General features: G+C 53.5%; 1 protein-coding gene. It reads right to left on the bottom strand.

Features of this window, described 5'->3' with window-relative positions; genetic code table 11:
- Window positions 1-559, bottom strand: a 559-nt coding sequence (locus BWI93_RS27570) for a hypothetical protein (RefSeq protein WP_217902202.1), incomplete at both ends; no start/stop codon positions are given.

Below are 559 nucleotides of genomic sequence, written 5' to 3'. Positions count from 1 at the left end.
CCGCTCGACAATATCCAGCTGAAAGGGACAGATATGCTGGTTTTCCCGGCTCTGGGATTGACGGGTATTGAGCGTACGCATGCGTACCACATCATCCCATACGTTTTCCGAGCGGGCGGGAATCTTCAGGCTTTCAAACGAAGCGGGGAGCTTGGTTGCCTCGTCCATTTGATTAGCTACCTCCACGTGAGCGGCATAATTGTAGACCGAATCTTTCGCCCGCTGCGTAAAGACCTTAGCGATCTTATCTACTGGCCAGGCGGCAATTTCCGAACTGGAGAGCAGGCGATTTCCGGAACTATTCCACTTAGCACGGGCATCAATCTGCCACTGACCGCGGGTGTACTCGTCTTTTGATTTAGTTACCGGCTCATCCGCGTACGCATTCGAGGTATCCGAGGGTAGCTTTCGAAACAGCAACAGGTATTCGGGTGATCCAACGCCCATCTTCGAGCCGTCTTTACACTGCTCGGACCATCCCAGGCGGTAGGTCTGATTGTTTTCCCGAACGACGTCCGTTTCAATGGTGATCTGCCCGATGAAGGCAAAACCGTGAGCC

Origin of the sequence: Siphonobacter sp. BAB-5385 (assembly GCF_002261125.1) — a bacterium.
Lineage (GTDB): Bacteria > Bacteroidota > Bacteroidia > Cytophagales > Spirosomataceae > Siphonobacter.
Note: the sequence above shows the minus strand (reverse complement) of the source record. Positions and strands in the feature narration are given on the sequence as shown.